Origin of the sequence: Spirillospora sp. NPDC047418, assembly GCF_040643275.1 — a bacterium.
In the GTDB taxonomy this organism is placed as follows: Bacteria; Actinomycetota; Actinomycetes; order Streptosporangiales; family Streptosporangiaceae; genus Spirillospora.
Genome location: NZ_JBEYTW010000007.1, coordinates 19238 through 43597, shown reverse-complemented (window position 1 = coordinate 43597; position 24360 = coordinate 19238). Strand labels below are relative to the sequence as shown.

The following is a 24360-nucleotide window of genomic DNA, read 5'->3' as shown; positions in this document are numbered from 1 at the left end:
CCGACCACAGCACGACAGGACGCGCTTACTGAGCCTGGAGAGGGCCCGAGGGAGCACGCACCATCATGTCCAACAGCTATCAGCCGTACCGATCGCACCGCCGGAGAAGGAAGACCAGCGCGGGCAGGCTCGGCCTCGCCGGGGCCGTCACCGGGGCCGTCGGGATCGCCGCGATCGCCGCCGGGATCGTCGTCCTGCGCCCCGGCGGGGGCGGCGCCGAGGAGTCCGCCCAGCCGTCCCTCGCCAGCCAGGGCGACAGCGCCCAGCCGGGCTCCGCCGTCCCCGCGCCGAAGGCCGGCCCGCCGGTGAACTTCACGACGCCGGAGGGCTACGGCTACAGCCTGGCCGCCGTCCGCGCCGGGACCGACCGGCAGCCGCTCGGCGCCACGGAGGCGCCGCCGTCCGGGACGACGTACGCCTACGCCGACTACGTCCTGACGAACACCCAGCGCCGGGCCGTCCTGCTGGACTACCCCGCCGACCTGTTCATGCCGAAGGCGCAGATGCCGAAGGCGGCGCAGGAGCGGTGCATGCCGCAGGCGGGCATCCCCGACGACATGTGCACGCTGCCCAATCACAGCAAGGTCACCGCCCGGATCGACGGGGCGAAGGCGCCGGTCGAGGACAGCGGCAGCACGATGATGCCGGCGGGCGCGTCCTACGTGGTCCGGATCGCCTCCGACCTCCCGGTCAACGACGACCTCTCCGCCGACGACCTGCGGTTGTACGTGTGGAACGCGCGGTACACGAGCGACCGCAAGGGCATCCGGCTCACCTTCCCCTGACCCGCTTTCCGGGGGCTCGGGGTTCGGAGCCCGGAGCTCAGCGGCTCGTGAATCCGATGTCCTGGTAGGCGGGCTCCAGGAAGCCGCAGGCGCCCAGGTTCGCCAGGTTTGAGCGCGCGGCAACCAGTTGCGGACGCTGGTACAGCGGCAACACCGACGCCTGGCGCCAGATGAGCCGGTCGGCTCTGTTCACAAGGGCGTGAATTCTCACCGGGTCGGTTTCGGCTATGGCCCGGTCCATGGTCGTGTCTATGGCGACTGTTCCTGTGCGGGAGTAGTTCTGCTGGACGCGGCCGCTGCGCGGGCGTGCGAACACGGCTCGCATGGGCGAGACGGGGAACGACGTGCCCAGCCACGAGAACGGGACGATGTCGAAGTTCCCCTGGGTGACGTAGGTGTCCAAGGCTTCGTCGGCGGGGATCGGCCGTATTTCGAGGCGGACGCCGATCCGTTCGAGCAGCGCGCCCGTCAGTTCCCCTTCGCGCTTGCTCACCGGGACCCCGGACGGAATCACGAATCGGAGCGTCAGTGTGCGTCCGGCCTTGGCGCGGTACTTGCCGTGGGGTCGCCAGCCTGCTTCGTCCAGTAGTCGCTTGGCGCGTGCGGGGTCGTAGCCGCCGAGCATGGACGAGTTGTCCTGGTAGCCGTCCTGCGTGTTGACGTAGAAGTGGTTCCCGAGGGTCTGGACGGGGACGCCGAGTCCGGCCAGGTCGGACCGTGCGATGACTCGCCGGTCGATGCCGAGCATGACCGCACGCCGTACACGGACGTCCGTCAGGGCGGGGGCGGCGGCGTTGAACGTGAAGTGCCGCCAGTCGGGGCCGCCTGCGCGGCGGACATCGGTGTTGGGGACATTCTGAACGCGTTGCATCGCGCCTGCGTCGAGGCCGATGTCCATGAGGTCGATCTCGTGGTTGGCGAACGCGCCGGGCATCGCGGTGGTGTCCATGGTGCGGTAGACGATGCGGTCGAGTTTGGCGGGCGGGCCCCACCAGGATGGGTCGCGAACCAACGTGACGGTCTTCTCTGTGCGGTCGATCCGCTCGACTTTGAACGGGCCTGCGGTGACGGGCAGCCGGTTCGTCCAGGCGGTGTTGAACGCGCGTGGGGTGGAGTAGGCGGCGGCCGGGTAGAGCGGGCTGAACAGGCTCCGCCAGTCGGCGTACGTCTGGGCGAACGTCACCTTCACCTCGTTCGGGCGGGCGCCCTGCTCGATGTGCTTGATCAGGCGGTATCCGGAGACGGTGGACACCTCGTAGTGCGGATCTCGTCCGGAGAGCGCGCGGGCCTGGGCTGCGAAATCGGCGTATGCGAGGGGACGGCCGTTGGACCATCTGGCCCGCGGGTTGAGCTTGTAGGTGACGGTCTGGCCGTGCTTGGCGCGCTTCAGCGTGGCCGATTGCAGGTATTCGGCGACGGGGTGCGGGACGGATTTCTCGTCCGCGCGCATCAGATACGGCAGGACGCCTTGGATGACATGCTCCACGGCGCCCTTGGTGCCGTTCACGTGGTTGAAGTTCCACTGGGACGGAAATTCCGGCAGCGGCCAGCGGAGCGTCCCGCCGTTCACGATCCGGTCGCGCGGAGTGGGGTTGACGTCGGAGGCGGGCAACTGCGTGGGTGCATCGTTCTGCTCGTCGAGGTCGCCGCATCCGGTCATCAGGACGACGCCCAAGAGAGCTGCGGCGAGCATCCGTTTCACTGGTTGGCCTCGGCTCCGACGAGGGGATGATGGCAGGCGACCGACCGATCTGGGTCTTTCGAGGGCTCCGGATCCTGTTCATCGCACAGGCGGGCGTCCTGTCCGGCGAGCGTGACGTAGCGGGGGCACCGGGTACGGAAACGGCATCCAGCGGGCGGTGACATCGGGTCTGGTGGGTCTCCTCGCAACGGAACGCGTTGTAGCAGTGCGCGCGTGTAAGGGTGAGCGGGTGTGTCATACACGTCGTGGGTCGGCCCCACTTCGACGATGCGGCCCATGTGCATGACGGCGATCCGGTCGGCGATGCGTCGGACAACGGCCAGATCGTGGGCGACGAGCAGATATGCCAGGCCGAGACGGTCACGGAGGCTTTCCAGCAGGGTCAGGATGCCTGCCTGCATGGACGCGTCCAGGGCCGACACGGGTTCGTCCAAGAGGAGCAGACGTGGTTCCAGGGCGAGTGCTCTGGCAATGGCCACACGCTGCTTTTGTCCGCCGGAGAGCGCGTGCGGGTAACGCCGTGCGTGGTCGGCTTTCAAGCCCACCAGCTCTAACAGCCCTGTTACGCGGCTTCCGGTCAGCGAGGACGGGAATCCGTGCGCGGTCAGGGGCTCGGCGATGATGTCGGCCACGCGCATCCGAGGGTTGAGTGATGCGACCGGGTCCTGGAACACGACCTGGACGTCGCGCCGCAGGGCCTTTCGCCGGGCCGCGCTCAGGGACGCTGTGTCCTGGCCGAGGACGACCACCCGTCCCTTCTGCGGCTGCGACAGTCGCAGGATCTCCATCAGGGTCGTGGTCTTACCGCATCCCGATTCGCCGACCAGCGCGAGAGTCTCACCCTCTCGGACGTCGAAGGCGACGCCGTCCACGGCGCGTACGCTTCCGACGCGGCGACGCAGCAGCGTCCCCTGGAAGACGGGGTAGTGCCGGACAAGGCCGTCCACCCGGAGCACGGCAGGACGTTCAGGTCGGGGCCGGGACACGTTTTCGCCGTCCATGCGAGGGATGGATCTCAGCAACTCGACCGGCCCGGTCTCGGCTATTCGCCCCGCACGCATCACCATCACACGATCGGCGAAGCCCTCGACCAGCCCCAGGTCATGCGTGATCAGCACGATCGCGGCACCGGTGGTGTCCTTCGCGGTTCGGAGGACGTCCAAGACCTGCGCCTGGACGGTCGCGTCCAGCCCGGCCGTCGGCTCGTCCGCCAGGATCACTCCAGGGCTGTTCGCGATGGCCATGGCGATCATCACGCGCTGCCGCATCCCGCCGGAGAATTCGTGCGGATACGAGCGCGCCCGCCCTGCCGCGATCCCCACCAGGTCGAGCAGTTCCACAGCCCGCGCACGCGCCGCCGCCCGCGTGACTTTGGCGTGGGCACGGACGGCTTCGGCGACCTGGTCGCCCACCGTGCGAACGGGCGTGAGCGCCGACTCCTGGAACACCATCGCCAGGTCCTTGCCGCGCACGCGGGAGAGTTCGGCATCAGATCGCCCGATCAGTTCGTCGCCGCGCAAGCGCACCGATCCCGTGACGTCGGCGCCGTCCGGGAGAAGCCCCATCACGGCGAGTGCGAGCGCCGTCTTGCCCGCTCCGGATTCACCGACGACCCCGAGGACCTCGCCCACGCCGACCGTGAAGCTCACCCCTCGCACGGCGCGCACGCCACCCGTGTAACCGACTGTCAGGTCGGTGACCTTCAGCACCATCAACGCCCGTCCTGGAGGGGGTCGAGGACGTCCCGCAGCCCGTCGCCGAGCAGGTTCACGGCGAGGACGATGAGGACGAGCAGTCCGGCCGCGGCCATGAAGGGCCATGTGGCCACCGCGCCCCGGCCGTCCGCGATGACCGTGCCGAGCGAAACGTCCGGCGGCCGGACGCCGAGGCCGAGGAACGACAGCCCGCCCTCGGCGGTGATCGCGACGCCGGCGGTCAGGCTCGCATCCACGATCAGCAGCGACGCGACCTGCGGCAGGACGTGCCGGACGATCGCGCGGGGAGCGCCCAACCCCGCGAACCGCGCGGCGAGCACGTACTCGCGCTCCCGCGCCGACAGCGTCATCGCCCGCACCACCCTGGCGGTGAGCATCCACATGAACGCGGCGAGCACCGGTGCGAGCATCGGCCATCCCCCACCCGGCGCCAGAACGGCGACGACGAGCAGCGGCGGCAACACCAGCAGGAGATCGGCGCCCCACATCAGCGCTTGATCGAGCAGCCCGCCGACGAACCCGGCGATGGTGCCGACGACAGCGGCGAGCCCGGTCGAGAGCAGGGCGGCGAGAAGGCCGATCACCAGCGACTTCTGCGCCCCGCGCAGCGTGAGCGCGAACACGTCACGGCCGCTCTGCGTCGTCCCGAGCCAGTGCCGCGCGGACGGCCCCTGGCCGAACGCCGTGAAGTCGATCTCGTCCCAGCGCCACGGCGACACGAGCGGCCCCGCGAACGCCAGCGCGAACACCGACACCAGGAGCACGAGGCCGACGGCACCTCGCCGAGTCACGACGCGACCCCGAGCCGGACGCGCGGGTCGAGCAGGCCGTTCAGGACGTCGGACAGCAAACCGGCCGCCACCACCGCGCAGGCGGCGACGCAGTCGATCGCCGCGACCGCGTTGACGTCACCGCGCGCGATCGAGTCGACCAGCCACTCCCCCATGCCATGCCGCCCGAAAGCCTTTTCGACGAACACCCCACCGAGGACGAGGAGCCCCGAGGCGTAAGCGAAGTACGTCGTCATGGGGACGAGCGCAGCCCGCAGCCCATGTCGTAGCAGCGCGCTCCGCCGCCGAAGCCCTTTGGCCCGCGCGGTCCGGACGAAGTCGGCGTGCAGGACGTCCAGTACCAGGGCGCGCTGGTAGCGGCTGTAGAGGGCGACCTGGGCCAGTGCGATGACGACCGCCGGAAGCAGCAGATGCCGAGGCGTGGAGTCTCCGACCCACACGAGCATGCGCACACCCAGGGCATCGTTGACCATGACGGCGATCGTCTGTAAGAGCACCGCCAGGACGAACACGGGGACGGCCAAGAGAAGATAGGACCCGCTCGTGATGAGCCGGTCGGCGCCCCGTCCACGCCTGGCCGCCGCAAAGGTGCCGAGAAGAACTCCCAGGACGCCTCCGAGGATGCCTCCAGGAACGAGCAACCGCAGGCTCACACCAAGACGACGCCATAACTCGGCGTTGACGGGCTCGCCTTCCTGCGTCCGGCCGAAGTCACCGTGCAGGACGCTCCAGGCCCACACGCGGTAACGGTCGGCCAGGGGCGTCCGGTCGTTGAGGTTGAGCGCACTGAGCCGGGCGTCGATCACGGATTCCGGCGGACGCGGCGTGCGCCCCTCGAACGGGGCCCGCGGATCGAGCGCGGCGGCGGCGAGCAGGTAGGCGAGGCTTCCGGCGAGGACGACCAGCACTCCACGACTCACCAGCCGCCGCAGCAGAAACCCCGCCAATGCCCTACCTCCCGGACCACCCAGCACAGAGCACGGAATGCTACCGATCGATCACACACTGCGTAGGAAAATCACCGGAGTCGGCAGAACGACGGCCCTTCCGGTCACCAGGCGTTCCCCGGGTACATCTTGTGCTTGAGGAGCTTGTCGGCCTGCTCGGCCGCCGCCTTCACGTCACCGCAGGGGAAGAGGTAGCCGTACCGTCCACGCTGAGCCTCGTGGTAAGCCCACGCGCCGCCGGCGACGGCCCGGGCGCTCACAACGAGACCTACGTGACCGTCAGGGCCGACCGCGCAGACCCAGAGCAGTGGCAGCGGGATGGGGAACTCATCCGTCCGGTAGAGCCGGACGAAGCGATACCCCTTCGGCTTCAGCGCGACGGCGAGAAGATCGAGATACCGCACCGCCGTGGAACGACCGAAGTGCGTGCGCACTCGCAACAGGTGCCGCTCCGCGCGAACGGTCAGCGGGCGAACGTCGCCCATACGATTTTTCCTCCCTCGTTCGTCGGGCGCGTGCCCCAGTCGTGGACGAGCCGAGCCATCAGCAACAGGCCACGCCCGTCAACCTCGTCGTAGTTCTCGTCTCTGACGAGTGGCTTTCCTTCGCCTTCGTCCCAGACCTCGACGACCACCAGACCGTCGCGCTCGTCCTCGAAGATCCGGACGACGATCTGTCCGATTCCGACGTGCTTATAGGCATTGGTCACCAATTCAGTGACCACGACCCGCCCCGTGTAATCGTCGGAGATTCCGAGAGCGCGAAAGCAGTCCGCGAGGAATCTGCGCGCGAGGCCGGGAGCCTCCCTGTCGGGGTCGAGAACGAGTGTGGGGCGGGCCCCTGGGGCAAGCGTTGTGGCTGACATTGGTACGACCTCCTGTTCCGATTGACGGAGACATTCAGCCACCGGGCATGTACGGTGCGTAACAAACCGGCGGAGTCTTGGCCCCAAGCCGTGCGGTCAAGCCCCGTCTCGGTTGTGTTCGGTTGAGTCGCGCTTGTGCGGACACCCCCCGAGGAGAGACCATGGCCACGCGCCGCAGGCGAAGCACCACGAGCCCAACGCTCATCGCGTTCGGAAGGCGCTTTCGACGCTTTCGAGACGCCAAGAACTGGACCCAGGAAAGCCTCGCCTCACGCGCACACGGTGGCGCGGGCGTCAAGCCGCAGTACATCGGAGCAATCGAGAACGGCCGGGCCAGGTGCACCGAGAAGTTCGCCGCCGAGATGGACGAGTTGCTGGCAGCACACGGCGAACTGATCGGCCTCTGGCACGACCTCGCAATGGACTCGGCGTTCCCCGCATGGTTCGACTGGGTCGCCGTCGAGGGTGACGCGATCCTGCTCGTGTCCTACAGCCTGTCGGTCGTCCACGGCCTGCTCCAGGTGCCCGCCTACGCCGAGGCGATCCTGCATGGGGACAAAGACGCGGTGACGGCTCGAATGTCTCGGCAGGCGATCTTCACTCGTTCTGACCCACCACCACCAGATGTCTCATTTCTGTTGGACGCCCAGATACTCGACCGCCCGGTGGGGAATCGGGACGTCATGGTGGAGCAACTGGAGCACCTCGCCACCAAGATCGAGGAAGGAATGCAGATTCAGATCGTCTCCGCTGATGGAACGCATCTGGGCAACACCCACTCCTTCACGATCGCGACACTGGAGGACATGCAGCAGGTTGCCTACGTCGAGACCCTGGCGCGCGGGTTCACGATGGCCGAACCAAGTGACCTTGTAGCCTTCGGCAAGGCGCTACGGCAGGTTCAGGGACTTGCGCTCCCCGTGGCGCAGTCGTTGGACGAGATCCACAGGAAGGCAAGGTCGTGGAAGCAGACAAGATCGTCTGGCGAAAGGCCACCCGCTCGACTTCCACCGGAGGCGAGTGCGTAGAACTCGCCGCGATCCCGGAAGGAGTGGGCGTCCGTGATAGCAAGGACCCCCACGGCCCCAAGATCCTCGTGAGTCGCGGGGACTTCCGGCGCTTCACCGAGACCCTCAAGCAGCTCTAGTTCCGCTAGAAGCCCCCGGACCCGAGGCAAAGATGCCGTGGGCCGCCGGGGGCTTTTGTGTTTGCCGGGGCGGGGCGCCGAGTCTGGGGCGCGGGGGTGGAGTTAGGGCCAGACGCCGTTGAGGGCCAGGTGGAGTAGGCGGTGGGCGGCCGGCGGGTCGCCTTCGGCTATCTGGGAGACGGTGCTCGCCGGGACTGGCCGCCGACATCGCGCCCCCGGCGGGGCCGGACCAGGTGCCCGCGGAGGGGCCGTGGCGGCCGGTCATGACCTGCGGCCGGCGGGGGCGTACCGGGCGGTAGGGGTCACAGGTTGGGGCACACCGGGCACGGAGCGTGCGGAAATGTTACGAAAGGTGCTCTGACCTGGGACTTCTGTTCACCTGAGCGGGATCGGCGGTTACCATCACCGCACGCCGGGTGCAGCATGCCCGCCGACGGCGCGGGGCGAACCGCGCCGGGGTGTCCTGAGGCGGACGCCGCCGGTACTGCGAGACAGGGAGCTGGACGCTTTAACATTCCATTACTTTCGGGCGGGGAGTGATAGATGGAGACGGCAGGACACGGCCGCGCGGCGGCACGGATCGGCGTCCTGCTGGCGCTGACCGCGGTCGGATTCGTCGCCGCCTCGCTCACCCTCGGCGCCGAACTGCCGTCCGACGTGCGGATGGTGTGGTGGCATCCGGAGATCCTCGTCGCGCTGGCGTGGACGCCCGCCGGCGCCGTCCTGCTGCGGTACCGGCCGGGGCTGAAGGTCGCCTGGCTCATGGTCGGCGCCGGTGTCAGCGCGGCGACGTACGTGCTGGTGCTGAACCTCGGGCCGTGGGCGGAGCGGCACGGGTGGGGCGCGGCCGGGTTCATCGACTGGGTCGGCACCTGGCTGTGGGCCGTCGACACCTACGCGCTGACGCTGGTCCTGCCGCTGATCTTCCCGGACGGGCGGCTCGTCTCCCGGTGGTTCCGGCCGGTGCTGGCGCTGGCCTGCCTCGTGCCGGTGATCGTGTGCGTGCACCTGACGATCGACCCCGATGTGCGGCGGTGGCACAACGGGGTGTCGGTGTACCCGTTCGACGAGATCCCGCTGCCGATCACCGTCGTCATCATCGGCACCCTGGCCGGGGGGCTGTTCTCGGTGCTCGTCCGGTTCGTCCGGGCGACGCCGGACGTGCGGCGGCAGATCGCCTGGGTCGTCTACCCGGGCATCCTCGCCGAGGCGGTCATCTACATCGGGGAGAACAGCCCGATCGGTGATCCGCTGCGCAACATCACGATCGTCGCGGTCCCGATCTGCATCGCGATCGCGATCACCCGGTACCGGCTCTACGACATCGACCTGGTGGTCAGCCGGACGCTGGTGTACGCCGGGCTCGCCGCCGTCATCACCGGCGTGTACTTCGCGCTGGTCGGCGCGGCGAGCGTGCTCGCCCACGGCAGGGGCACCCTCGCCGGGCTGGCCGGGGCGATCGTCGCGGGTGCGGTATTCGAGCCCGTCCGGCGGCGCCTCCAGCGGACCGTGGACGGGTTCATCCACGGCGAGCGCGACCCGTACCGGATCGCCGACCGCCTCAACCGGCGGCTGCAGACCGCCGCCGACCCCGCCGCCGCGCTCGCCGTCGCCGCCGAGGTGGCGCGCTCGGCGCTGCACGCCACCGGCGTGGTGATCGAGGTGCTGGACCGCGACGGCCGGACGGTCTCCGCCGAGGACGGCGTGCTCGGCGCGAAGCCGCAGCTCATCCCGCTGGTGTGGCACGGCGAGCCGGTCGGCCGGCTGCTGTTCGGCGTCACCCGCACCCCGGACGCGCGGCTGTCGGGCGTCCTCGCCCGCAACCTCGCCGAGCTGGCGAACGCGGCCCGCCTCGCCGCGGACGTCCAGCGCTCCCGCGAGCACATCCTGCGCACCCGCGAGGAGGAGCGGCGGCGGCTCCGCCGCGACCTGCACGACGGGCTCGGCCCCACCCTGGCCAGCCTCGCCATGACGGTGGACGCGGCCCGCATCACCCTGAAGACCGACCCGGAGGCGGTGGACGTCCTCCTGGAAGACCTCCGCACCACCATGGGACGCACCATCGGCGACATCCGCGACCTCGTGTACGGTCTGCGCCCGCCCGCGCTGGACGACCTGGGGCTGGAGGGCGCGATCCAGGCGCTCGGCGGTGTCGTCGCGACCGGGGACGGCCCGAAAGTCGACGTCCGCGTGGAGGGCGACCTGACGGGCCTGCCGGCCGCCGCCGAAGTCGCCGCGTACCGGATCGTCCAGGAGGCGCTGACGAACGTGCACCGGCACGCCGGTGCCGGCTGCGCCGAGGTCACGCTGTGCCTGAACGGCGATCTGCACGTCACGGTCGGCGACGACGGTGTCGGGCTGCCCGAGCAGCTGCGCTCGGGCGTCGGCATGTCGTCCATGCGCGAACGCGCGGCCGAACTCGGCGGATCCTGCACGGTGGGGCCCGGGCCCAAAGGCGGGACGCTCGTCCGGGCGAGGCTCCCGGTGACGGTCAACGGCGTCCATCCCTGACGCGCTTTGCCGTGTGGCCCTCGGCCTCACCCTGGTGGGAGGGCCGGTGACCGCCCCCCGCCAAGAAGGTCGCCACCGGCCCTCGGGCTCCGTACGGCGTCGGGGCTCCCATCCCGATCCGTACGGGCCATTCACCAGAGGGTGTGCAAGTAAGAAGTTATGCGGCACACGGTCCCGTTGGAGAGGGACACCTGTCCCGTTCAAGCCGGGACGACTCTGGAATCGCCACAATACCTGGTGGGACGGGCATTTCAGATCCAGCCCGGCCGGGTCTCGCCCTCGGCGACCAGGACTGCCGGGCCCCGCAGAAACGCGGTCTCCCCGTCGAGGGTGACGGTCACCCGGCCGCCCGGGACGTCCACCGTCCACGCGGACGTGCCGGAGATCCCCAGGGCGGCGGCGGCCGCCACCGCGACCGTCCCGGTGCCGCAGGAGCGGGTCTCGCCGGAGCCGCGCTCGAACACCCGCATCTCCACGTGCCGCTCCCCGACCGTGCGGAAGAACTCGACGTTCACACCGTCGGGGAACACCGCCGCGTCGAAATCGGGGGCGCGCGACAGGTCCAGCGCGGCGACCGGCTCGTCCACGCGGCACGCCAGATGCGGGTTCCCCACCGACACCCGCCGGCCCTGGAACGTCGTCCCCGCCAGGGACGCCTCGCCGTAGCCGAGCAGCTCGGGCAGGCCCATGTCCACGCTCACGTCGCCGGACGGGCCGAGCTCCACGCGGCGCAGGCCCGCGCGCGTCGCCACTTCCCACGCGCCGGGCGCGGCCAGGCCGGCGTCGACGAGGTAGCGGGCGAAGACGCGCGCCCCGTTGCCGCACATCTCGGCGACGCTGCCGTCCGCGTTGCGGTAGTCCATGAACCACTCGGCGTCGGCGTCATGGCCGGCCGCCTTGGTCCGGACGGCGCGCAGGACGCCGTCCGCGCCGATCCCGGCGCGCCGGTCGCACAGCCGCGCGACGGCCTGCGGCGTCAGGTCGAGGACGCCGTCCGGGTCGGGCAGGATCACGAAGTCGTTCTCGGTGCCGTGGCCTTTGACAAACCGCATCCCTCGATCGTATTGCCCGATCGAGATGCTGCGTCAGCTGTCCCGCCCGGGCTCCTCCGCGATCAGCGCCAGGGCGCGTTCGACCAGGTCGGGGGCGTCGTAGGGCAGCCATCGGACGCGGGGGTCGCGGCGGAACCACGACTCCTGGCGGCGGGCGAACCGGCGGGTCGTCCGGACCGTGTCCTCCTTGGCCTGCTCCTCGGTCCACTCCCCGGCGAGGAACCGCAGCACCTGCGCGTAGCCGAGGGCGCGGCCGGCGGTCAGGCCGTCCCGCAGGCCCCGCTTCTCCAGCTCCCGGACCTCGTCGACCAGGCCCGCGTCCCACATCCGCTGCACGCGCAGCGCGATGCGCCCGTCCAGCGCCTCGCGCGGGACGCCCACCCCGATCTGCAGGGCCGAGCCGTAGCGGTACCGGTGCTCGGGCAGCGTCGCGGTGAAGGGGCGGCCGGTGATCTCGATGACCTCCAGGGCCCGGACGATCCGGCGCCCGTTGCTCGGCAGGATCGCCTCCGCGGCGGTGGGGTCCAAGCCGCGCAGCCGCTCGTGCAGCGCGCCGGACCCGACCCGTGCCAGCTCCTCCTCCAGGCGCGCCCGGACGGCCGGGTCCGTCCCGGGGAACTCCAGGTGGTCCAGTGCCGCCCGCACGTACAGGCCCGACCCGCCGACCAGCACCGGCAGCCTTCCCCGGCCCCGGACGTCCGCGATCACATCGGCGCTGAGCCGCTGGTACTCGGCGACGCTCGCCGTCCTCGCCACGTCCCAGACGTCCAGCAGATGGTGCGGGACCCCGCGCATCTCGGCCGCGGACAGCTTCGCCGTGCCGATGTCCATGCCGCGGTAGAGCTGCATCGAGTCGGCGTTGACCGCCTCCCCGTCCAGCCGCAGCGCGAGTTCCACCGCCAGGTCGGACTTCCCGGCGGCCGTCGCGCCGACGATCGCGATCACATAGGGAGCATCTGGTGAGGTCACGGGATTGATTGTGGCAACAGAACGGGTATGGCCGTGCTTGTACGGGTGCCGCGCGGGCCTCGCGCCGCACCGATCGGCACGACGGATCGGGGGGATGGGCGATGTCCATCGTCGACAAGGTCAAGCAGATGCTCGGGCAGAACGCCGGCAAGGCCAAGGAGGGCGTCGAGAAGGCCGGGGACATGTTCGACCAGCGGACCGGCGGCAAGTACTCCGACAAGGTCGACAAGGTCCAGGAGAAGGCCGGCGACTACCTCGAACGCGAAGGCGGCCAAGGCGGCCAAGGCGGCCAGAGCGGCCAGGCCGGCCACAGTGGCCAAACCGGTCAGAGCGGTCAGGGCCGGGACCCCGGCGCGGGCGGGCGCCCCGACGGCGGCCAGACGCCCTAGCCCCGCCGGAAACCGGACCGGCCGCGGCCACCCGCCTCAGGAGCAGCCCCGCGCGGGGGACGCGGGCTGCGCCGGGCGTCCGATCGACGGCATGCCCAGCGACACGCCGGGGGCACCGCCGTTCCCGCCCTGGCGGGCCTCCCACGCGTCGCCCGCCCGCGTCCGGCGGACGTCCAGGACGGGCTTGTCCGCGACGAGGTGGTGCGGCGCGGCGTAGGTGACCTCGACGGTGACCATGTCGCCGGGCCGGACGGTCTCCTCCGGGACGGTGAAGTGCACGAGGCGGTTGTCGCGCGCCCGCCCCGACAGCCGGCGGGTCGCCTCGTCCTTGCGTCCCTCGCCCTCCGCCACCAGGACCTCCAGGGTGCGGCCGAGTTGCTTCTTGTTCTCCGCCCAGGAGATCTCCTCCTGGAGGGCGACGAGCCGCTCGTACCGCTCCTGGACGACCTCCTTCGGGAGCTGGCCGTCCATGGTCGCGGCCGGGGTGCCCGGACGCTTGGAGTACTGGAACGTGAACGCCGACGAGAACCGGGCCTCCCGCACCACGTGCAGGGTCTCCTCGAAGTCGGCGTCGGTCTCGCCGGGGAACCCGACGATGATGTCGGTGGTGATCGCCGCGTCCGGGATCGCGGCCCGGACCTTCTCGATGATGCCGAGGTAGCGCTCCTGCCGGTACGACCGGCGCATCGCGCGCAGCACCGCGTCCGACCCCGACTGGAGCGGCATGTGCAGCGACGGCGTCACGTTCGGCGTCTCGGCCATCGCGGCGATGACGTCGTCGGTGAAGTCCTTCGGGTGCGGCGAGGTGAACCGGACCCGCTCCAGGCCCTCGACTCCCCCGCACGCGCGCAGCAGCCCCGCGAACGCGGACTGGCCGCCCTCGGTCATCGCGCGCACCTCGTCCGGCGCCGCGGACAGGGCGCCGAAGCCCGAACCGTAGGCGTTGACGTTCTGCCCCAGGAGCGTGACCTCCAGGACGCCCTCGGCGACGAGCGCCTCGACCTCGGCGAGGACTTCCCCGGGGCGGCGGTCCTTCTCCTTGCCGCGCAGCGACGGGACGATGCAGAACGTGCACGTGTTGTTGCAGCCGACGGAGATCGACACCCACGCGGCGTACGGGGACTCGCGGCGCGTCGGCAGCGTCGAGGGGAAGGTCACCAGCGACTCTTCGATCTCGACCTGCGCCTCGCTCTGCACGCGGGCCCGCTCCAGCAGCGCCGGCAGCGACCCGATGTTGTGGGTGCCGAACACGACGTCCACCCAGGGCGCGCGCTTGACGATGGTGTCGCGGTCCTTCTGCGCGAGGCAGCCGCCGACGGCGATCTGCATGCCCGGATGACCGTCCTTGACCGGCCGCAGATGGCCGAGGTTCCCGTAAAGCCGGTTGTCGGCGTTCTCACGCACCGCGCAGGTGTTGAACACCACCACGTCGGGCTCGGCACCCTCCGCGCGGACGTACCCGGCCGACTCCAGCAGCCCGGACAGCCGCTCTGAGTCGTGGACGTTCATCTGGCATCCGTAGGTACGGATCTCGTACGTACGGGAGGCCGTCTCCATTGGCGTACTCATGACGGTTACCAAGGGTACGGGCCGCCGCGCCCGGGTGGAACGCCCGCCGGCGACCGATGATCACTCTCTGCCACGACGTACCCCGTCCGACATGGGGAGTCGTGATCGGATCGGTACCGCTCGGCGACTTTCGCGGGTCAGAGCATGACGTAAAGTCCGACCGCATGACGGACAGCGAAGGCGGGCTCGACCTCACCAAGGACGAGCCGGAGGACTCCGTTCCGGAGCCGGCCCCCGCGGCCGGCCGGCCCCTCGTCGTGGTGGAGAACGTCAACAAGCACTTCGGCGAGCTGCACGTCCTCAAGGACATCAATCTCACGGTGAACTCCGGCGAGGTGGTCGTCGTCATCGGCCCGTCCGGGGGCGGCAAGTCGACCCTGTGCCGGTCGATCAACCGGCTGGAGCCCATCGACGGCGGCAGGATCCTCGTGGACGGCAAGGAGCTGCCCAAAGAGGGCAAGGAGCTGGCGAAGCTCCGCGCCGACGTCGGCATGGTGTTCCAGTCGTTCAACCTGTTCGCCCACAAGACGATCCTCGAGAACGTCACGCTCGGGCCGGTGAAGGTCCGCGGGCAGGGCAAGCAGGAGTCGCACAAGCACGCGATGGAGCTGCTCGACCGGGTCGGCATCGCCAACCAGGCCGGCAAGTACCCGGCGCAGCTGTCCGGCGGGCAGCAGCAGCGGGCGGCGATCGCGCGCTCCCTCGCCATGCGGCCCAAGGTGATGCTCTTCGACGAGCCGACCTCGGCACTGGACCCCGAGATGGTCAACGAGGTGCTGGACGTCATGACGGGCCTCGCCCGGGAGGGCATGACGATGATCGTCGTCACCCACGAGATGGGGTTCGCACGGCGGGCCGCCCGGAAGGTCGTGTTCATGGCGGACGGCCAGATCGTCGAGGAGAACACCCCCGACGAGTTCTTCACCAATGCGCGCACCGACCGCGCGAAGGACTTCCTTTCAAAGATCCTCACGCACTGAGCCGCGGGGCTCCGGCAGAGAGCAGAGGTAGGACGAGCAATGCGAGTACGTCGTTTCGGCGCCCTCATCGGGGCGGGGATGGCGCTGTCCCTGGCGCTCAGCGCGTGTGGCAGCGACACCGAGAAGACCGAGGCCAAGACCGTCGTCCAGAAGGCCAAGGACGACAAGAAGCTGACCATCGGCATCAAGTTCGACCAGCCGGCGCTGGGCCTGAAGAAGCCCGACGGCACCTATGACGGCTTCGACGTGGACGTCGCCAAGTACGTCGCCAAGAAGCTGGGCGTCCCCGAGAGCGGCATCACGTTCAAGGAGACGACGTCCGCCAACCGCGAGTCGTTCATCGGCGGCGGTCAGGTCGACCTGATCTTCGCCACCTACTCCATCACCGAGGCGCGCAAGAAGCAGGTGACCTTCGGCGGTCCCTACTACGTCGCGCACCAGGACACGATGGTCAACGCCGACGACACCGACATCAAGAAGACCGCCGACCTCAAGGGCAAGAAGCTCTGCAAGGCCGCCGGGTCCAACTCCTTCCGCCGCATCACCGAGGGCCCGCCGGACGGCAAGCTCAACATCAAGGGCGTCACGCTGGTGGACGCCAGCAGCTACTCCGAGTGCGTGAGCAAGCTGAAGTCCGGCGCGCTGGACGCGGTCAGCACCGACGACCTGATCCTCGCCGGCTTCGCCAACCAGCAGAAGGGCTCGTTCAAGGTCATCAACGACCCCTTCACCGACGAGAAGTACGGCGTCGGCATCAAGAAGGGCGACACCGAGACCTGCGAGGCCGTCAACAAGGCCATCACCGACATGTACTCCGACGGCACCGCCAAGACGCTGCTGGAGAAGCACTTCGCCGGCACCGGGCTGAAGCTCGTCACGACCGCCCCGCAGATGGAGGGCTGCTCCTGATCCGGGGCCGCGTCTGAGCCAGTCACGCCGGTGCGTCCTCCACGGGAGCGCTTCCCGGGACGCACCGGCGTGGCCCGACACCGCTGGAACGCCATGAAACAGCTGAGCAATGTTTGATTTCAGCCCGTTCTTCGACAGCTTCGACGAGATCCTGCAGGGGTTCTGGGCGACGATCCGCCTGGCGGCCGCCGCCTCGGTGCTCTCCCTCGTCATCGGCACGCTGCTGGCGAGCTTCCGCGTCGCCCCCGTCCCGGTGCTGCGCGCCTTCGGCACGGGCTACGTCAGCGTCGTCCGCAACACGCCGCTGACGCTGGTGCTGCTGATGTGCAGCCTCGGCCTCAACGACATCCTCGCGCTGAAGTTCTCCTCGAACTCGTCGGTCACCTACTACTGGTGGGCCGTGCTCGGCCTGTCCGCCTACACCGGCGCGTTCGTCTGCGAGACGCTCCGGTCGGGGATCAACACCGTCCCGCTGGGGCAGGCGGAGGCGGCGCGGTCGGTCGGCCTGACCTTCACCCAGTCGCTGCGCATGATCATCCTGCCGCAGGCGTTCCGCGCGATCATCGCGCCGCTGGGCAGCGTCTTCATCGCGATGATCAAGAACACCACGGTCGCGTCCGCGGCGAGCTACGCCGAGGTGGCGCTGGTCACCAAGACGATCGTCGACAAGCCCACGTTCGCCAACGGCGTCATCCCGCTGTTCCTCGGCGTGGCCGTCGGCTTCCTGATCCTCACCCTCCCGACCGGCTACTTCTTCGGCTGGCTCGCCAAGCGGATGGCGGTGGCGCGGTGAGCAAGGAAGCGACCGTCCTGTTCGATATTCCGGGGCCGCGGGCACGGGCGCGGAACAACGTGCTCACCGCCGTCGTGACGGTGCTGCTCGCCGCGATCTTCGCCGCGCTCATCTGGCGGCTGGCCGACAAGGGCCAGTTCGCGGAGAAGCTCTGGACGCCGTTCACCAAGTGGACGGTCTGGCGGCACCTGATCATCCCGGGCCTGCTGAACACGCTGAAGGCCGCCGCCGTGGCGACCGTCCTGGCGCTGTTGTTCGGCATCGTGTTCGGCCTGGCGCGGCTGTCGGACCACTGGTGGATCCGGCTCCCGGCGGGGGCCGTCGTGGAGTTCTTCCGCGGCATCCCGCTGCTGATCCTGATCTTCCTGGCGTTCTTCGTCCCGAACAAGATCAGCCCGGAGATCGCCGAGTCGCAGTTCGGCCAGCTGCAGCGCATCTCGGTCGACTACTTCTTCTCGCTGTTCGGCGTGGAGAGCAACGCCGGCGTCGTCACGGTGCCCGCGTTCGCGGCGGTCGTGTTCGGCCTCACCATGTACAACGGCTCGGTGCTCGCCGAGGTCGTCCGCGCGGGCGTCCTGTCGATCCCGAAGGGCCAGTCGGAGGCCGCCTACTCGATCGGGCTGCGCAAGAACGGCGTCATGCGGCTCGTCCTGCTGCCGCAGGCCATCACCGTGATGATGCCCGCGATCGTCAGCCAGATCGTCGTCCTGCTCAAGGACACCGCGCTCGGGTTCATCATCGCCTACCCCGAGCTGCTGCAGGCCGGCTTCAAGCAGGTGCCCGCCAACTACAGCAACAACGTCCTGCAGGCCGGGATCGTCGTCGCGATCATCTACATCGCGATCAATATGTCGGTGAGCCGGCTGGCGACGTGGCTGGAGGCGCGCAGCCGCCGCAGCCGCAAGACGGAGGCGAAGACCATGGGAACGGGCGGGGCGCCGCCCGTCGCCGGGGTCGGGACCGCGCAGCAGTCCGTCCCGTCGACCTGACGCCCCCCGCACGCCCGCTTCGGGGGCGCCGCCGGTCTCCGGTGGCGCCCCCGTCGCCGTCCGGGGCGGCTGCCACCGGTGAGTCTCCTGGTGGCCGCCTTGTATCTTTCCGAAGTCAAACGGGGCGTCATGGCCCCAACCGATCCCCGTATGCGGGACGATTCCTGTTATGACCGCTCGTGCGACCCTCCCCTACGGCTCCTGGCCCTCCCCCATCTCCGCGGCCGATGTCGCCCGCGCCCGGCTGCGCCTCAGTTTCCCCACCGTCGCGGGCGATGACGTCTGGTGGCAGGAGACCCGGCCCGAGGAGGACGGGCGGACCACGGTCATCCATCTCGAGGGCGGCCACCGCACCGAGCTGCTGCAGTCGCCGTGGGACGCGCGCACCCGCGTCCACGAGTACGGCGGCCGGTCCTACCTGCCGATCCGCACCGCCGAGGGCTGGTCGGTCGTGTTCTCCAACTACGACGACCAGCGGCTCCACCGGCTCGACGAGGGCGACCCGAAGCCCTACCCGCTGACGCCCTCGCCGGCCGTCCCGGCGGGGCTGCGGTACGCCGACTACGTCCTGTCCCCGGACGGGACGGAGGTCTGGTGCGTCTGCGAGGGCCACATCGCCGCGCCGCCGGAACCGGCGCCCGCCGAGGGCGAGGAGGGGGCCCCGGCGCCCGCCGAGGAGCCCGCGGTGACGGGCATCCGGCGCGCCATCGTCGCCATCCCGCTGGACGGCCGCGCCGCCGAGGACGCCGGCGCCATCCGCGAGCTGGTCACCGGCGCGCAGTTCTACGCGAGCCCCGTCCCGTCGCCCGGCGGCGGGCACCTGGCGTGGGTGCAGTGGAACCACCCCCGCATGCCCTGGGACGGCACCGAGGTGCGCGTGGCCGCGATCGAGGACGGCCGCACGGTCGCGCCCCGGACCGTCAAGGGCGGGCTGAAGGAGTCGGCCCTCGCGCCGCTGTGGCGCGACGACGAGTCCCTGTACGTCATCTCCGACTGGCCCGGCTGGTGGAACATCTACCAGGTCGGCCTGCACGGCGAGTCCCCGCAGGCGCAGTACCCGGCGGAGGAGGAGTTCGCCGGCCCGCTGTGGCAGCTCGGCGGCATGCCGTACGCGCTGCTCGGCGACGGGCGCCTCGCCGTCCTGCACGGGGAGGGCGACCTGCGGCTCGGCATCTACGACCCGGAGACGCTCGACCTCGTCGACCTGGAGGTCCCCTACGAGCACTGGGCGACGCAGCTGTCCGCGGACGGGACGACGATCGTCGGCATCGGCGGCGGCCCCGACCTGCCGGCCTCCGTGGTCCGGGTCGACACCACCACCGGGCGGGTCGAGGGGCTGCGCCGCGAGCTGGCCGAGCTGCCGAACGTCGCGTACCTGTCCAAGCCGCGCGCCGAACGCCTCGAAGGGCCGTTCGGGCGTCCGGTCCACGCCTACGTGTTCCCGCCCACGAACCCGGAGGCGGCCGCACCCGAGGGCGAGCTGCCGCCGTACGTGGTGTTCGTGCACGGCGGGCCGACCGGCCGGGTCTCCAAGGTGCTCGACCTGGAGCGGGTCTACTTCACCAGCCGCGGCATCGGCGTCATCGACGTCAACTACGGCGGATCGACCGGCTACGGCCGCGCCTACCGCGAACGGCTGCGCCGCCAGTGGGGCGTGGTCGACGTAGAGGACGCCATAGCCGCCGCCCAGGCGCTCGTGGACGGCGGTATAGCCGACCCGGCGCGGCTGGCCATCCGGGGCGGTTCCGCGGGCGGCTGGACGACGCTGGCGGCGATCACGCAGACCGACGTGTTCAAGGCCGCGACGTCCTACTTCGGCATCAGCGACCTGCAGAGCTTCGCCGAGGCCACCCACGACTTCGAGTCGCAGTACCTGTTCGGGCTCATCGGCCCCCTGCCCGGCTTCGAGCGCGCCTACGAGGAGCGCTCGCCGCTCGGCCACGCCGACAAGACGGCGTGCCCCGTCCTGCTGCTGCAGGGGCTGAACGACCCGGTGGTGCCGCCGGACCAGTCCGAGCGGTTCGCGCTGGCGCTGGCCGACAAGAAGATGCCGTACGCCTACCTCACGTTCGAGGGCGAGTCGCACGGGTTCCGGAAGGCCGGCACGGTCGTCCGGTCCCTGGAGGCCGAACTGGCCTTCTACGGCCAGACCCTCGGTTTCGAGCCGCGCGGCGTGGAACCCATCAACCTGACCGTGGGCTGACCCTCAGGGGACTATGTAGGAGTGGACGTCGAGCAGGGAGTGGCCCGCCCCGAAGAACGACACCGTGTCGCCTGAGGTGTTGTTCAGGAACCCGACCGCCAGCCCGTTGTAGTAGGCGTCGGGACGGTTCGTGCCGGGACCGACGTGGACGCGCAGCAGGCTTCCCGGCGGGATCACGTACCCGTCGCCGATCCTCATGAGGTTGCCCGCCTGGTCGCGCAGGTAGGCGCCGCCCACGTCGACCGGACGGGACGTGGTGTTGCGCAGGACGACGTGCTCGCTGTTCTCCGGCTGGACGTCGTCGCCGCTCGGGTTGGGGAAGACGCTGTCGACGACCACGCCGCGCGCGGAGGGGAACGGCGTCCTGCCGCCGAGGATCCGGCGTGCCGTCCCGGCGAAGTTCGAGGTGACCCAGTCGTACCCCTGGTTCGCGGCCATCGCGACCTCCGCGGGGCTGTCGACGGGGTCGCTGATGACCTTCAGGCCCTTGGCGTGCGCGCGCTCGACATCGGCGGCGCTCGTGACGCGGGGGTGCGCGTACACGCCGATCGTCCAGCCCGCCAGGGACGCGAGTTCGCCGTCGGCGAGCATGCGCCCGCCGGTCAGGTAGGAGAGCTGCACCTTCGGCGCGGACGCGTGGAACTCCTTGAGCGCGGCCTGGTCGCGCGAGTGCACCTGCACCCGGTACGCGCCCGACCGCAGCGTCGCCCCGTCGGTGAGCCTCGCGGCGTTCAGCTCCTTCGCCAGGAGGGCGGCCACCCCCGGGCTGTTGGCGGGCGCCTTCAGCTCCAGGCTCAGGCCGGTGTCACGGCCCGCGACCTTGAGCAGCTCCGTCAGGGTCGGCACCCGCTGCCCCGCGTAGCGCCGGCCGAACCAGGACCCCGCGTCCAGCTTCTTGATCTCGGCGAGCGTGAACTGGCCGACCTTCCACGGCGCCCTGCCGGGGTAGACCTCCTCCACGTCGGTGGTCCGCGCGAGGGTGTCGTCGTGCAGCAGGACGATCTGCTTGTCGGACGTGAGCTGCACATCGCCCTCCAGGACGTCCGCCTTCTCCCGCATGGCGTTGCGGTAGGACGCGAGCGTCTCCTCGGGCGCCTGCCCCGGCGAGCCGCGGTGACCGACGATCACCGCGTGCGTCCGCTTCGCCGCCGCCCGGTCGGGCGCGGCCTGGGCGATGCCCGTGAAGGTGAGCGCGGCACCGGCGACGGCCGCGCACCCGAGCATGGAAACCTTGTTCACGAAGATCCTTCCGCCGTCGGATGACCTGATCATCACGGCGGAGGATGTCGCCGGCCGGACGGGACGCTGAACTCTCGCCGAACGCCGGGGCGGCGCTCAGCGGGCGAACTCGATGGCGCGGGACTCCCGCACGACGGTGACGCGGATCTGGCCCGGATAGGTCAGCTCGTCCTCGACCTGCTTGGCGATGTCGCGGGCGATGACCTGGGCCTGGATGTCGTCGACCGCGTCCGGCTTCACCATCACGCGGATCTCCCGGCCCGCCTGCATGGCGAAGACCTTCTCCACGCCCTCGTGCTTCTCGCGGGCGATCTGCTCCAGCCGCTCGAGGCGCTTGACGTACGCCTCCAGCGACTCCCTGCGCGCGCCGGGGCGGCTGCCGCTCACCGCGTCCGCCGCCTGCGTCAGCACCGCCTCGACCGTCCGGACCTCGACCTCGTTGTGGTGCGCCTCGATCGCGTGGACGACGTCCTCGTGCTCCCCGTACCGGCGGGCGATCTCGGCGCCGATCAGCGCGTGGCTGCCCTCCACCTCGTGGGTGAGCGCCTTGCCGATGTCGTGCAGCAGCGTGCAGCGCTTGGCGACCTCCACGGGCAGCCGCAGCTCGCTCGCCATGACGCCCGCGATGTGCGCGGACTCGATCAGGTGCTTCAGCACGTTCTGCCCGTAGGACGTCCGGTACCGCAGCTGCCCGAGCAGCGCGATCAGCTCCGGGTGCATGTCGGCGATGCCGACCTCGACCAGGGCGTCCTCGCCGGCCCGGACGCACAGCTGCTCCACGTCGCTGCGGCTGCGCTCGTAGATCTCCTCGATGCGCTGCGGGTGGATGCGGCCGTCCAGGACGAGCTTCTCCAGCGTCAGCCGCCCGACCTCCCGGCGCACCGGGTCGAAGCAGCTCAGCAGCACCGCCTCCGGCGTGTCGTCGATGATCAGGTTCACGCCGGTCGTCGTCTCGAACGCCCGGATGTTGCGCCCCTCGCGCCCGATGATGCGGCCCTTCATCTCGTCGCTCGGCAGATGCAGCACCGACACGACCGACTCGGCCGTCTGCTCGCTGGCGACCCGCTGGATCGCCAGCGTCACGATCTTGCGGGCGCGCTTCTCGCCCTCCGCCCGCGCCGTGTTCTCGATCTCCCGCACGATCGGGATCGACTCGCGCTTCGCCTGGTTCTCGATCGCCGCGACCAGCTCGCCCCTGGCCTGCTCGGCGGTCAGCCCGGCCGCCCGCTCCAGCACCTTGCGGCGCTCCTCGGCGACGCCGGCCAGCTCCTCCTTGCGGGCGTCGAGGGCCCGCCCGGCCTCGGTGAGCCGCCCCTGCCGCTCCTCCAGCCGCCGCACCTCGCCGTCGAGCCGCTGCTCGCGCTCGGCGAGCCTGGTCTCCCGGCGCTCCAGGTCCTCCCGGACGGTCCGCAGGTCGTCGCGCAGCCCGCGGCCCTCCTCCTCGACCTCGGCACGCGCCGCGGCCGCCATCCGCCGCGTCTCCCGCTCGGCCTTCGCCACGGCCTCCCGGGCGTCCCGCTCCGCCTTCGACCGGATCTCGTCGGCCTCGCTCTGCGCACGCGCGATCTCCGCCGCGGCTCTGCCGGGCATGCCGGGACGCCGCAGGATCACGATGACGAGAGCGACCAGGGTCACCAGCAGCGCTGCACCCAGCAGGACGCTCTCCATGAGGCAGATCCTTCCTCGCCGCGGGCCCGTCCCGACTTCGGGGCCCTGCCTAGCGAGGATTTACTCGCGCGCGGATGCACGACAGCGCGGGACCGCGCGCGGCGCGCCCCCGGCGATCCGGCCGAATCCGGTCGACGAACGTGTCCTGTATGCCTCTCAGCTGCTGGAACGTGCTCCGTCGTATGGCAATCCGCGAGACGCGGAGTAACTCCTCACTGCCGTAACGGTAAGCGGCATGGAGGTAATGAGCAAGCAAACGAGGGGCATTCCGGGCTAACCGTACGTCCGCGTGAGTCCTTCCTTACCACCTTTCCTGACCAGGCGCACCCCCTCCCACCTGCCCACCGACCCCGCAGTCAGAGCCGCCCCCACAGCCGCCCCGCCCCCGGCATGTCACTCTCGCCAGCCCACCCAACCCCCAACCCCCAACCCGAACAAACACACCCCGAACACCCTGGTCGACCGGCGCGGGCGTGGTCGGCGGGTGGGGGTGGGGGTGGTCAGTCGAAGGGGGTGGGGTCGGGGATGGTGTCCGGGTCGGTGCCCTCTTCGGCGAGGGCCTCTTTGACCACCCGGTAGGAGAGGCCGGGCGGGTAGCCCTTGCGGGCGAGCATGCCGACCAGGCGGCGCATGCGCTTGGCGGGGTCGGCGCCCCGGGTGGAGGGGAGCCTGCGCAGCACCAGGGCGCGGGCCGTCTCCTCCTCCTGGGCCGGGTCCAGGGACTCGACGGCCTCGTTGACGGTGTCGGCGGCCACGCCGCGCCGGCGGAGTTCGGCGGCCAGGGCGCGCTTGGCCAGGCCCCGGCCGGTGTGGCGGGACTGGACCCAGGCCTGCGCGAACGCCTCGTCGTCGATGAGGCCGACGTCGGTGAAGCGCGCGAGCACCCGGTCGGCGACGTCGCCGGGGACGTCCTTGCGGCGCAGCGCGTCCGCGAGCTGCGCGCGGGTGCGCGGTGATGCGGACAGCAGCCGCAGGCAGATCTCCCGGGCCTTGGACTCGGGGTCCGCGGCGGCGCCCCGACCGTGCGGCGGCGCGGTCATGCGGCCTCCGTGGGAGCGGCGGCGCCATCGGGGAAGGTCCGCGCACCGATCGTGCGGTGCCCGGTAAGGCGCCGCCGCCCTGCATACGAGATCATCG

The 24360-nt window shown here is 70.5% G+C and carries 22 protein-coding genes; 10 read left to right on the top strand and 12 right to left on the bottom strand.

Annotated features, from left to right (window positions below):
- Positions 1 to 65: 65 nt before the first annotated feature.
- Complete coding sequence (locus tag ABZ806_RS06235) at positions 66 to 785, top strand: hypothetical protein (protein ID WP_500215768.1); 720 nt, start codon at positions 66 to 68, stop codon at positions 783 to 785.
- 37 nt (positions 786 to 822) lie between these two features.
- On the opposite strand, the gene ABZ806_RS06230 is transcribed toward ABZ806_RS06235, so the two are convergent.
- The 6 genes from ABZ806_RS06230 to ABZ806_RS06205 form a co-directional block, all read right to left on the bottom strand.
- Positions 823 to 2478: an ABC transporter family substrate-binding protein gene (locus ABZ806_RS06230; RefSeq protein WP_500215767.1), complete on the bottom strand. Its 1656-nt coding sequence runs from the start codon at positions 2476 to 2478 to the stop codon at positions 823 to 825.
- Between the two features lie 5 nt (positions 2479 to 2483).
- Positions 2484 to 4199, bottom strand: a complete 1716-nt coding sequence (locus ABZ806_RS06225) for a dipeptide ABC transporter ATP-binding protein (RefSeq protein WP_500215766.1) — start codon at positions 4197 to 4199, stop codon at positions 2484 to 2486.
- Positions 4199 to 4993: an ABC transporter permease gene (locus tag ABZ806_RS06220; RefSeq protein WP_500215765.1), complete on the bottom strand. Its 795-nt coding sequence runs from the start codon at positions 4991 to 4993 to the stop codon at positions 4199 to 4201. The genes ABZ806_RS06225 and ABZ806_RS06220 overlap by 1 nt, the downstream gene beginning before the upstream one ends.
- Positions 4990 to 5940: an ABC transporter permease gene (locus ABZ806_RS06215; protein WP_500215764.1), complete on the bottom strand. Its 951-nt coding sequence runs from the start codon at positions 5938 to 5940 to the stop codon at positions 4990 to 4992. Before ABZ806_RS06215 ends, ABZ806_RS06220 begins: the two co-directional genes overlap by 4 nt.
- Positions 5941 to 6044: 104 nt before the next feature.
- Positions 6045 to 6425 carry a hypothetical protein gene (locus ABZ806_RS06210; protein ID WP_500215763.1) on the bottom strand — a complete coding sequence of 127 codons (381 nt, stop codon included), beginning with the start codon at positions 6423 to 6425 and terminating at the stop codon, positions 6045 to 6047.
- A complete protein-coding gene (locus ABZ806_RS06205; RefSeq protein WP_500215762.1) occupies positions 6404 to 6805 on the bottom strand; it encodes an ATP-binding protein in 402 nt (133 codons plus the stop codon). Before ABZ806_RS06205 ends, ABZ806_RS06210 begins: the two co-directional genes overlap by 22 nt.
- A gap of 161 nt (positions 6806 to 6966) precedes the next feature.
- On the opposite strand from ABZ806_RS06205, the gene ABZ806_RS06200 reads away from it, so the two are divergent.
- The 3 genes from ABZ806_RS06200 (at position 6967) to ABZ806_RS06190 (ending at position 10463) form a co-directional block, all read left to right on the top strand.
- Positions 6967 to 7833: a helix-turn-helix domain-containing protein gene (locus ABZ806_RS06200; RefSeq protein WP_500215761.1), complete on the top strand. Its 867-nt coding sequence runs from the start codon at positions 6967 to 6969 to the stop codon at positions 7831 to 7833.
- Positions 7767 to 7952: a DUF397 domain-containing protein gene (locus ABZ806_RS06195; protein WP_500215760.1), complete on the top strand. Its 186-nt coding sequence runs from the start codon at positions 7767 to 7769 to the stop codon at positions 7950 to 7952. The genes ABZ806_RS06200 and ABZ806_RS06195 overlap by 67 nt, the downstream gene beginning before the upstream one ends.
- A gap of 543 nt (positions 7953 to 8495) precedes the next feature.
- Positions 8496 to 10463 carry a sensor histidine kinase gene (locus ABZ806_RS06190; RefSeq protein ID WP_500215759.1) on the top strand — a complete coding sequence of 656 codons (1968 nt, stop codon included), beginning with the start codon at positions 8496 to 8498 and terminating at the stop codon, positions 10461 to 10463.
- 251 nt (positions 10464 to 10714) lie between these two features.
- Here ABZ806_RS06190 and dapF read toward each other — a convergent pair whose 3' ends face one another.
- The gene (gene dapF / locus ABZ806_RS06185) at positions 10715 to 11515 is read right to left on the bottom strand and encodes a diaminopimelate epimerase (RefSeq protein ID WP_500215758.1); all 801 of its coding nucleotides are present in this window, start codon (positions 11513 to 11515) and stop codon (positions 10715 to 10717) included.
- 33 nt (positions 11516 to 11548) lie between these two features.
- On the bottom strand, positions 11549 to 12460 hold the full coding sequence (gene miaA, locus ABZ806_RS06180) for a tRNA (adenosine(37)-N6)-dimethylallyltransferase MiaA (RefSeq protein ID WP_500215877.1): 912 nt from the start codon (positions 12458 to 12460) through the stop codon (positions 11549 to 11551).
- 125 nt (positions 12461 to 12585) lie between these two features.
- Here miaA and ABZ806_RS06175 point away from each other — a divergent pair, with 125 nt between their 5' ends.
- Positions 12586 to 12873, top strand: coding sequence for an antitoxin (locus ABZ806_RS06175; RefSeq protein WP_500215757.1), 288 nt, complete (start codon positions 12586 to 12588; stop codon positions 12871 to 12873).
- A gap of 36 nt (positions 12874 to 12909) precedes the next feature.
- On the opposite strand, the gene miaB is transcribed toward ABZ806_RS06175, so the two are convergent.
- Positions 12910 to 14442, bottom strand: coding sequence for a tRNA (N6-isopentenyl adenosine(37)-C2)-methylthiotransferase MiaB (miaB, locus tag ABZ806_RS06170; RefSeq protein ID WP_500215756.1), 1533 nt, complete (start codon positions 14440 to 14442; stop codon positions 12910 to 12912).
- A gap of 257 nt (positions 14443 to 14699) precedes the next feature.
- Here miaB and ABZ806_RS06165 point away from each other — a divergent pair, with 257 nt between their 5' ends.
- The 5 genes from ABZ806_RS06165 to ABZ806_RS06145 all read left to right on the top strand — a co-directional run bounded on the left by ABZ806_RS06165 (position 14700) and on the right by ABZ806_RS06145 (position 20316).
- Positions 14700 to 15422, top strand: a complete 723-nt coding sequence (locus ABZ806_RS06165) for an amino acid ABC transporter ATP-binding protein (protein WP_500215876.1) — start codon at positions 14700 to 14702, stop codon at positions 15420 to 15422.
- 39 nt (positions 15423 to 15461) lie between these two features.
- On the top strand, positions 15462 to 16331 hold the full coding sequence (locus ABZ806_RS06160; RefSeq protein ID WP_500215755.1) for a glutamate ABC transporter substrate-binding protein: 870 nt from the start codon (positions 15462 to 15464) through the stop codon (positions 16329 to 16331).
- 109 nt (positions 16332 to 16440) lie between these two features.
- Positions 16441 to 17124: an amino acid ABC transporter permease gene (locus ABZ806_RS06155; protein WP_500215754.1), complete on the top strand. Its 684-nt coding sequence runs from the start codon at positions 16441 to 16443 to the stop codon at positions 17122 to 17124.
- On the top strand, positions 17121 to 18113 hold the full coding sequence (locus tag ABZ806_RS06150) for an amino acid ABC transporter permease (RefSeq protein ID WP_500215753.1): 993 nt from the start codon (positions 17121 to 17123) through the stop codon (positions 18111 to 18113). The genes ABZ806_RS06155 and ABZ806_RS06150 overlap by 4 nt, the downstream gene beginning before the upstream one ends.
- A 169-nt stretch (positions 18114 to 18282) precedes the next feature.
- Positions 18283 to 20316, top strand: a complete 2034-nt coding sequence (locus ABZ806_RS06145) for an alpha/beta hydrolase family protein (protein ID WP_500215752.1) — start codon at positions 18283 to 18285, stop codon at positions 20314 to 20316.
- A gap of 3 nt (positions 20317 to 20319) precedes the next feature.
- On the opposite strand, the gene ABZ806_RS06140 is transcribed toward ABZ806_RS06145, so the two are convergent.
- From ABZ806_RS06140 to ABZ806_RS06130, 3 genes are all read right to left on the bottom strand, one after another.
- Entirely contained in the window at positions 20320 to 21555 is a 1236-nt protein-coding gene (locus ABZ806_RS06140) for a glycerophosphodiester phosphodiesterase family protein (RefSeq protein WP_500215751.1), read from the bottom strand.
- Positions 21556 to 21651: 96 nt separating this feature from the next.
- On the bottom strand, positions 21652 to 23211 hold the full coding sequence (gene rny, locus ABZ806_RS06135) for a ribonuclease Y (protein ID WP_500215875.1): 1560 nt from the start codon (positions 23209 to 23211) through the stop codon (positions 21652 to 21654).
- Between the two features lie 512 nt (positions 23212 to 23723).
- A complete protein-coding gene (locus tag ABZ806_RS06130; RefSeq protein ID WP_500215750.1) occupies positions 23724 to 24263 on the bottom strand; it encodes a regulatory protein RecX in 540 nt (179 codons plus the stop codon).
- Between the last annotated feature and the right edge of the window lie 97 nt (positions 24264 to 24360).

What these genes read in the sequence shown, in the direction of transcription:
- ABZ806_RS06235 (WP_500215768.1), top strand. Translation starts at nt 66, where the DNA reads ATGTCCAACAGCTATCAGCCGTACCGATCGCACCGCCGGAGAAGGAAG.
- ABZ806_RS06230 (WP_500215767.1), bottom strand. Translation starts at nt 2,478, where the DNA reads ATGCTCGCCGCAGCTCTCTTGGGCGTCGTCCTGATGACCGGATGCGGC.
- ABZ806_RS06225 (WP_500215766.1), bottom strand. Translation starts at nt 4,199, where the DNA reads ATGGTGCTGAAGGTCACCGACCTGACAGTCGGTTACACGGGTGGCGTG.
- ABZ806_RS06210 (WP_500215763.1), bottom strand. Translation starts at nt 6,425, where the DNA reads ATGGGCGACGTTCGCCCGCTGACCGTTCGCGCGGAGCGGCACCTGTTG.
- ABZ806_RS06205 (WP_500215762.1), bottom strand. Translation starts at nt 6,805, where the DNA reads ATGTCAGCCACAACGCTTGCCCCAGGGGCCCGCCCCACACTCGTTCTC.
- ABZ806_RS06200 (WP_500215761.1), top strand. Translation starts at nt 6,967, where the DNA reads ATGGCCACGCGCCGCAGGCGAAGCACCACGAGCCCAACGCTCATCGCG.
- ABZ806_RS06190 (WP_500215759.1), top strand. Translation starts at nt 8,496, where the DNA reads ATGGAGACGGCAGGACACGGCCGCGCGGCGGCACGGATCGGCGTCCTG.
- dapF (WP_500215758.1), bottom strand. Translation starts at nt 11,515, where the DNA reads ATGCGGTTTGTCAAAGGCCACGGCACCGAGAACGACTTCGTGATCCTG.
- ABZ806_RS06175 (WP_500215757.1), top strand. Translation starts at nt 12,586, where the DNA reads ATGTCCATCGTCGACAAGGTCAAGCAGATGCTCGGGCAGAACGCCGGC.
- miaB (WP_500215756.1), bottom strand. Translation starts at nt 14,442, where the DNA reads ATGAGTACGCCAATGGAGACGGCCTCCCGTACGTACGAGATCCGTACC.
- ABZ806_RS06160 (WP_500215755.1), top strand. Translation starts at nt 15,462, where the DNA reads ATGCGAGTACGTCGTTTCGGCGCCCTCATCGGGGCGGGGATGGCGCTG.
- ABZ806_RS06155 (WP_500215754.1), top strand. Translation starts at nt 16,441, where the DNA reads ATGTTTGATTTCAGCCCGTTCTTCGACAGCTTCGACGAGATCCTGCAG.
- ABZ806_RS06145 (WP_500215752.1), top strand. Translation starts at nt 18,283, where the DNA reads ATGACCGCTCGTGCGACCCTCCCCTACGGCTCCTGGCCCTCCCCCATC.
- ABZ806_RS06130 (WP_500215750.1), bottom strand. Translation starts at nt 24,263, where the DNA reads ATGACCGCGCCGCCGCACGGTCGGGGCGCCGCCGCGGACCCCGAGTCC.